Genomic DNA, 6,771 nt, shown 5'->3' with positions numbered 1-6,771 from the left:
TCGCCAGATATGTCGTGCCTGGCGGGTGGAAAGGCATGACAAAACGGGCCGTCAGCACCGATCAGCACGGTGGGTTTTGGCAATAACGGGCTTGCGAAAGCCAACTTGCACGGGGCGAATGATCAAAAAGTGCTCGCTGGCGGTGATAGGGAAAGTGTCGGCGCCGGCTTCACGGATTCAGGTTGATGCTATCGTGGCTTTGCATAACCGTCTTCAAAGTAAAGTACTGTGCCCACTAACGCGGCATTGATGCGAAAGGTGAGCTGGTTGGGTCATAGGGGTGAGGCATGGTCAATGACGTGTTGCTCAAAGACGTCGAAGACGAGCTTGGACGAGGTGCCTGGCGATTACGCTTTGCCGACCATGTAGAAGCGCATTTCGAGGCCGATACGCAGCGTCAGCGCAGCCGAAACATGGTGGTGGCAGGGCTGATAGCGGCGTTTATCTATAATCTCTTCCTGATCAACGACTTCAGTTTTCGTCCCGATGCGTTTACCACCGCGGTGGCGTTGCGGGCGGGGGTAATGCTGCCCGTCGGGCTGACTATCCTCTGGTGGGTATATCGCGGGGTTTCGCCTCGAACTCGCGAATTTCTGATGGCCACCACGGTGATCTGTGCCACGCTAATCTCCTGCATGGTTCTTGTCTCGTCCACCGCGCGCTACTCCTACCTGGATGTGTTCTCCTTCGGGCTCATTCTGGTGGTGGGTAATATCGTCTATTCGTTGCGTTTCGGCTATGCGCTGGCGTCCTCAGTGCTCAGCGTTCTGATTATCGTGGCGTTTGTGGTTAACTACGCCCCAATGCCGCTGGAAATCAAGCGACTGGCCATCTTTACCCTTCTGGCCAATGGGGCCTTCACGCTGGTGGCCAACTATCGTCTCGAGCGCAGCGAACGGCTTGCCTATCTGCATGTGTTGCGGGAAAAGCTGCGCGCAGGTCATTACCTGAAAAACAATGAAATGCTCTCCCAACTGTCGCTGACCGATCCGCTGACGAACCTGGCCAACCGTCGCCAACTCGATATGGAATTTGCGACGCGCTGGCGTGAGGCCGTCGATAAAAACGCCTGGCTAGGGCTCATGGTGATCGATATCGACCACTTTAAAGCCTACAACGACCGTTATGGGCACCTTCAGGGTGATGATTGTTTGCGTCAGGTGGCCAGGGCTATGCAGCTGAATAGCCGCAGCGCCGATCTGGTAGTGCGGTTTGGCGGTGAGGAATTCGTTGTGCTCATGGCGGAAGCGTCGCCGGAAGCTGCCGAGCCCGCGGCCGAGCGTATCCGTCGCGGCGTCGAAGCCCTGCAGATAGCCAATGCCGGGGTCTCGCCTCAGGCGGTTGTCACGGTCAGCGTGGGCGTGGCGGTGCTGCCCCCAGAGGCAAACATGACCGCTGACGATATACTCTCCCACGCCGATCAGGCCCTTTATCAAGCCAAGCGCTGGGGCCGTAATCGTATCTGGGTGGCTAACCCGGTTGATTTACCAAACGCCGATGACGCTGCTGGTGACTTATGTAGATCAGCACGGTAGCGCCTATCAGCAATGCCATGGCCTGAGGACACGCGGGTTCAGCTGCTTTGCTCGGTTTCCTGATGCGTCAGGATAACGTTCAGAAAGCCCTCGCCGTAGTCCGTCAGCTTGCGCGCGCCGATGCCGGAGATGGCGCCCAGTGCCGCCAGGCTCTGAGGGGTCTGCTCGACCATCTCGGCCAGGGTGGCGTCGTGGAAAATCACATAGGCAGGTACGCCCTGGGCTTCAGCCAGTTCACGGCGGTGCTGACGCAGGGCTTCCCACAGCGGGCCGTGGCCCTGCGGCACAGAGGTGCTTTTGCTTCCCCGTCGAGTTGCCTTGGCTTTGCTTGGTTTGCGCAGGGTGAGGGTCTGCTCGCCGCGCAGCACCGGCTTGGCATTGGCAGTTAGCTTGATGCCGCCGTGCCCCTCCATATCCACGCTCAAAAAGCCGCTGGCAATCAGTTGGCGAAAGAGCGCTCTCCATTCGCTGGCCGCGAGGTCTTTACCAATGCCGAAGGTGCTGAGGCGGTCGTGGCCAAAGCGGGTGATACGCTCGTTGCTTTTGCCTAGCAGTACATCCACGAGGTAGGTCACGCCGAAGCGCTGTTCGGTGCGGTAGACACAAGAGAGCGCCTTTTGCGCCGCCACGGTGGCCTCCCATGTCTCGGGTGGCGTCAGGCAGTTGTCGCAATTGCCGCAGGGGGCGTCCAGGTGATCGCCAAAATAGTTCAACAGCGCCTGGCGGCGGCAACTTATGATCTCGCAAAGCCCGAGCATGGCATCGAGCTTCTGCTGTTCGATGCGCTTTTGATGGTCGGCGGCGCTGGAGTCCTGCTGCATCTGGCGCAGCGTGATCACGTCCTGAAGCCCGTAGGCCATCCAGGCATCGGCGGCCAGGCCGTCGCGCCCGGCCCGGCCGGTCTCCTGGTAGTAGGCTTCGATGCTCTTGGGCAGGTTGAGGTGGGCGACGAAGCGCACGTCCGGCTTGTCGATGCCCATGCCAAAGGCGATGGTGGCCACGACGACCACACCCTCTTCGCGCAGAAAGCGGGTCTGGTGGTACTGGCGCTGCTCGGGGGGAAGCCCCGCATGGTAGGGCAGTGCCGTCAGCCCCTGGCGCTCCAGCCAGGCGGCGGTTTCCTCCACCTTGCGCCGGGAAAGGCAGTAGACGATACCCGCCTCGCCGTCGTGGTGCTCACGAATAAAGCGCAGCAGCTGCTCCTTGGCGTTACCCTGATTCTCGGCGATATGGTAGCGAATGTTGGGCCGGTCAAAGCCGCTGTTGTAAAGCGCCGCTTCCTGAAGCTGCAGATGCTCCATGATATCGCCCCGGGTGGGCACATCGGCGGTGGCGGTGAGGGCGATGCGTGGCACGTGGGGAAAGCGCTGGTGTAGTTGGGAGAGCTGGCGATACTCGGGGCGGAAATCGTGGCCCCACTGGGAGACACAGTGGGCCTCATCAATGGCGAACAGCGCAATCCGGGTCTGCTCCAGCAGCATCTGCATACGAGCCGTGGCCAGCCGCTCGGGCGCGACATACAAAAGATCCAGTTCCCCCGCTCGCAGGCGGTTCTCAACCTCGACTGCCTCGTGATAATCAAGGCTGGAGTTAAGGTAGGCCGCCCTGACCCCGTTCTGTTGAAGTGCCGCTACCTGATCCTGCATCAACGCGATCAGCGGCGAAACCACAATGGCGGTGCCTTCGCGGAGTAGCGCCGGGATCTGATAGCACAGCGACTTGCCTCCGCCGGTGGGCATCAGCACCAGCGCATCGCCACCGGCGATCACATGCTCAATGATCGCCTGCTGCGGGCCGCGAAAGCTGTCGTAGCCAAATACCTCCTGCAGTACCTTGAGGGCTGCCGGGTGAGGGTCGCCGTGCATCAATGCTCTCCTTGTCTCGTGCCTGAGAGAGAATTGTCGCACGAAAAACCCGAGGGGCGTCTGCCTAGCGAATCCCCGCCCGTAAAAACGACTGCACGAACTGGCGCTGGAAGAGCAGGAAGGCGACCAGTAGGGGGGCGATACTCAACAGGGTGGCGGCACTCACCGTCGCCCAGTTAACGCCGGTTTCCGGTGCCGAAAAGACGCCCAGCCCGACGGTTAACGGACGGCTCTCTACCGAGTTGGTGACGACGAGTGGCCACAGGAAATTGTTCCAGTGGTGGCTGATCGAGACCAGGCCGTAAGCCAGGTAGGTGGGCTTGGCCAGCGGTACATAGACCTTCCACAAAATTTCCAGCCAGTTGCAGCCTTCGATGCGCGCAGCGTCCTCCAACTCCCGGGGGATGGTCTTGAACGTCTGGCGCAACAGGAAAATCCCGAAAGCACTGGCCACGTAGGGCAGGCCGATCCCGGTGATGGTGTCGATCAAGCCCAGCCCGCTGGCGATACGGTAGTTCTCGACGATCAGTACTTCGGGAAACACGAACAGCTGAATCAGCACCAGCATGAACAGGACGTTCTTGCCGGGCACCGGAAAACGGGCAAACGCGAATGCCGCCAGGGTACAGACCACAAACTGGGCGAATACCACGCCGGTCACCAGTGCAAAGGTGTTCAGGTAGTAGCGGGCAAAGGGCGCCTTTGACCAGGCATCGGTGAAGTTTTCCAGCGTCAGCGGGGCGAATATTTCAAAATTCACCATGAATTCGCTGGGATGAAAGGCGGCCCAGAACGCATACAGCAGCGGAAAGACCCAGATAACCGCCAGCAGCCATGCGGCCACCGTTTCAAGCGACGGAATGGAGACATAACGAGAGCGGGGCGCAGTGGTCGTTGTGATGTTCATTGGTAGTGCGTCCTGCGATCAAGGATCGTGAACTTCAGCGTTGCGACCACGGCGAGCACCAGAAGAATCACTACCGTAATGGTCGCCGCCGTGGTGCGGTCGAAGAACGAGAAGGCATTTTCGTAGACGTAATAAAGCAGCAGGTTGGTGGCGTTGTTGGGCCCACCCTTGGTCAGGATAAACAGGTGATCCACCACGCGTACCGCGTTGATCAGCGCATTGATCAATACAAAGAGTGTGGTGGGCATCAGTAGCGGAAAGGTAACCCGCCAGAAGAAGCTCCAGCGGCCGGTCCCTTCAAGGTCAGCGGCTTCCTTGAGTTCCGGTGGAATACTCTGTAGCGCGGCCAGGTAGAAAATCATGAAGAAACCGGCTTCCTTCCACACCGACATGACGATCACCGAGCCGAGGGCCACGCTTGGATCGCCCAGCCAATTCACGCCGGAAAATCCCAATGTTTCCAGCAGGCTATTGAACAGGCCGATCTGCGGTGCATAGAAAAACATCCAGATATTGGCGGCGGCGATCATCGGCAGGATGGTCGGCGTGAAATAGGCCATACGCACAAAGCCGCGCCCCGACAGCTTGCCGTTGACAAACAGCGCCATGCCCAGCGCCAGGGCAATGGAGGTGGGAATGGTGCCCAGCGCATAGAGCAGGTTATTACGCGCCACCTGCCAGAAGGTCGGGTCGTCAAACAGCACCTGATAGTTCTCGACCCCGACAAACGCCGCGGGCTCGCCACGAAAGCCGGGAAGAAAAAGACTGTTGATGACGGTCATGATCGTGGGCAGATAGGCGAAAGCAGCCAGCAGTACGGCGGCAGGCAGCAACAGCAGCGCGCCGTAAAGTTGCATTTTAGCGTGGGCGGTTAGTGTCATGATTGAACACCGCGAGTCCGGAAAAAGCCGGGGCGCACCCCGGCGAATATGAAAGCGTTATGTTTTTTTGACGCGCCTTAGCGGGCGTAGCGGCGTAGCACACCTTCGGCCTCTTGCTGTGCCTGAGAGAGGGCGTCTTCAGGCGTCATCTGACCGGTCAACGCGGCTTGAACGGCATTGTCCAGAGCGCGGCGCACACGGCCACCCTGGTAGGTGGAAAGCTCCGCCGTGCTGTGTTCCAACTGATCCCGGGCGACCGCCGCAGGCGGGAAGTTGGCGACGTAGTCTCGCAGGGCTTCGGTTTCGTAGGCAGCAGGGCTGACGCCCATGTAGCCGGTCTCGATCGACCAGGCTGCGGCACGTTCAGGGGCGGTCATCCAGCGGATAAACGTCATTGCTGCCTGCTGTTCTTCTTCCGTCGTATCTTCAAAAATGTAGAAGTTGCCGCCGCCGGTGGGGCTACCGCGCTGGGTTTTCATCGGCAGCATGGCCACGCCAAAATCGAAGTCTGCTTCGCTACGCACAGCACTCAGGTTGCCCGTGGTGTGCCACATCATCGCGGTGGATTCCTCGATAAAATTCTGGCGCAGCGTGCCCCATTCGATGGTGTCGTCAGGCATGGCACCGTGCTCATTGGCCAGCGATACCCAGTATTCAAGCGCTTCAATGGCGGCAGGGTCATCGAAATAGACCTCGGTACCGTCTTCGCTCATCAGCCGGTGGCCGTTCTGGAAGGCGAAGGCCTGGAACATCCAGTAGGGGTAGCCGGTGGACGGTACCATCACGCCCCATTGCTCGCCGTCGGAGGCCTCGCGCACGGTGGCGGCCATTTCGGCCATTTGTTCCCAGTTCTCGGGGGGCGTTTCGGGGTCGAGGCCGGCGGCTTCAAAGGCGTCTTTGTTCCAGAACAGCACGATGGTGGAGCGCTGGAAGGGAATGCCATAAGTTTTGCCATCCAACTGGCCGTTTTCCATCAGCCCGGGGTAGAAACTATCGAGCCACTCGCGTTCTTCGTCGCTTTCGACCAGATCGTCGAAGGCCACGATGGCATCTTGTTCCAGCAATTCGTAGAGGTCGATGGAGAACATGACCGACAGCTGCGGCGTATCTCCCGCTTCCATCGCCGACATGGCGCGTACTCGGGTGTCGTCGTAGTTGCCTGCGTAGATGGCTTCCACGTCGATATCGGGATGCTCGCTTTCAAATTCGTTGACCAGGTCATCGACCACATCGGTAAGCGCACCGCCGACGGCGACCGGGTAGTACATGGTCAATTCGACCGGGCCGTTGGCGGCGACCTGACCGGCGCTGAGCAGGCCAGCGGTGAGGGCAGAAAGAGCAAAGGGGAGACGGGCACGCATGGGAGACACCTCAACGTTGGGATTGGAGCTGGGAGTGGCGCAATTCATCTTGCGGTGAACCAGTGGGTAATTCGCTTTCCGGGGATACGGTGGGCATGAGTGAGTAAGCGGCAAGATCGTCACGACGCAGGCCGTCCTCGGCGAAGAGGTGCGCGGCGGACGCAGGCCAGCCGATCCGGCAGTGCTGGCCGGTAATCGCGTGGCGGCCGCGCASSTCTTCGC

The 6,771-nt window shown here is 59.9% G+C and carries 5 protein-coding genes and 1 pseudogene; 1 reads left to right on the top strand and 5 read right to left on the bottom strand.

The features are described 5' to 3' along the window. Positions 1-287 precede the first annotated feature (287 nt). Positions 288-1,535 (top strand): GGDEF domain-containing protein, encoded by a 1,248-nt coding sequence (locus B7L15_RS19145; RefSeq protein ID WP_085920481.1) that lies wholly within the window; start codon positions 288-290, stop codon positions 1,533-1,535. 38 nt (positions 1,536-1,573) lie between these two features. On the opposite strand, the gene recQ is transcribed toward B7L15_RS19145, so the two are convergent. From recQ to B7L15_RS19640, 5 genes and pseudogenes are all read right to left on the bottom strand, one after another. After that, positions 1,574-3,400, bottom strand: coding sequence for a DNA helicase RecQ (gene recQ / locus B7L15_RS19140; RefSeq protein ID WP_085920480.1), 1,827 nt, complete (start codon positions 3,398-3,400; stop codon positions 1,574-1,576). Between the two features lie 64 nt (positions 3,401-3,464). Further along, positions 3,465-4,307 (bottom strand): carbohydrate ABC transporter permease, encoded by an 843-nt coding sequence (locus B7L15_RS19135; protein ID WP_085920479.1) that lies wholly within the window; start codon positions 4,305-4,307, stop codon positions 3,465-3,467. Continuing rightward, positions 4,304-5,188, bottom strand: a complete 885-nt coding sequence (locus tag B7L15_RS19130; protein WP_085920478.1) for a carbohydrate ABC transporter permease — start codon at positions 5,186-5,188, stop codon at positions 4,304-4,306. The genes B7L15_RS19135 and B7L15_RS19130 overlap by 4 nt, the downstream gene beginning before the upstream one ends. Positions 5,189-5,265: 77 nt before the next feature. Next, positions 5,266-6,549, bottom strand: a complete 1,284-nt coding sequence (locus B7L15_RS19125; protein ID WP_085920477.1) for an ABC transporter substrate-binding protein — start codon at positions 6,547-6,549, stop codon at positions 5,266-5,268. Positions 6,550-6,559: 10 nt separating this feature from the next. After that, a pseudogene (locus B7L15_RS19640) lies at positions 6,560-6,771 on the bottom strand (hypothetical protein); the annotation flags it as partial.

Origin of the sequence: Halomonas sp. CSM-2 (genome assembly GCF_002119345.1) — a bacterium.
In the GTDB taxonomy this organism is placed as follows: Bacteria; Pseudomonadota; Gammaproteobacteria; order Pseudomonadales; family Halomonadaceae; genus Vreelandella; species Vreelandella janggokensis.
This window is presented reverse-complemented; position numbering and strand designations above follow the sequence as displayed.

What these genes read in the sequence shown, in the direction of transcription:
- B7L15_RS19145 (WP_085920481.1), top strand. Translation starts at nt 288, where the DNA reads ATGGTCAATGACGTGTTGCTCAAAGACGTCGAAGACGAGCTTGGACGA.
- recQ (WP_085920480.1), bottom strand. Translation starts at nt 3,400, where the DNA reads ATGCACGGCGACCCTCACCCGGCAGCCCTCAAGGTACTGCAGGAGGTA.
- B7L15_RS19135 (WP_085920479.1), bottom strand. Translation starts at nt 4,307, where the DNA reads ATGAACATCACAACGACCACTGCGCCCCGCTCTCGTTATGTCTCCATT.
- B7L15_RS19130 (WP_085920478.1), bottom strand. Translation starts at nt 5,188, where the DNA reads ATGACACTAACCGCCCACGCTAAAATGCAACTTTACGGCGCGCTGCTG.
- B7L15_RS19125 (WP_085920477.1), bottom strand. Translation starts at nt 6,549, where the DNA reads ATGCGTGCCCGTCTCCCCTTTGCTCTTTCTGCCCTCACCGCTGGCCTG.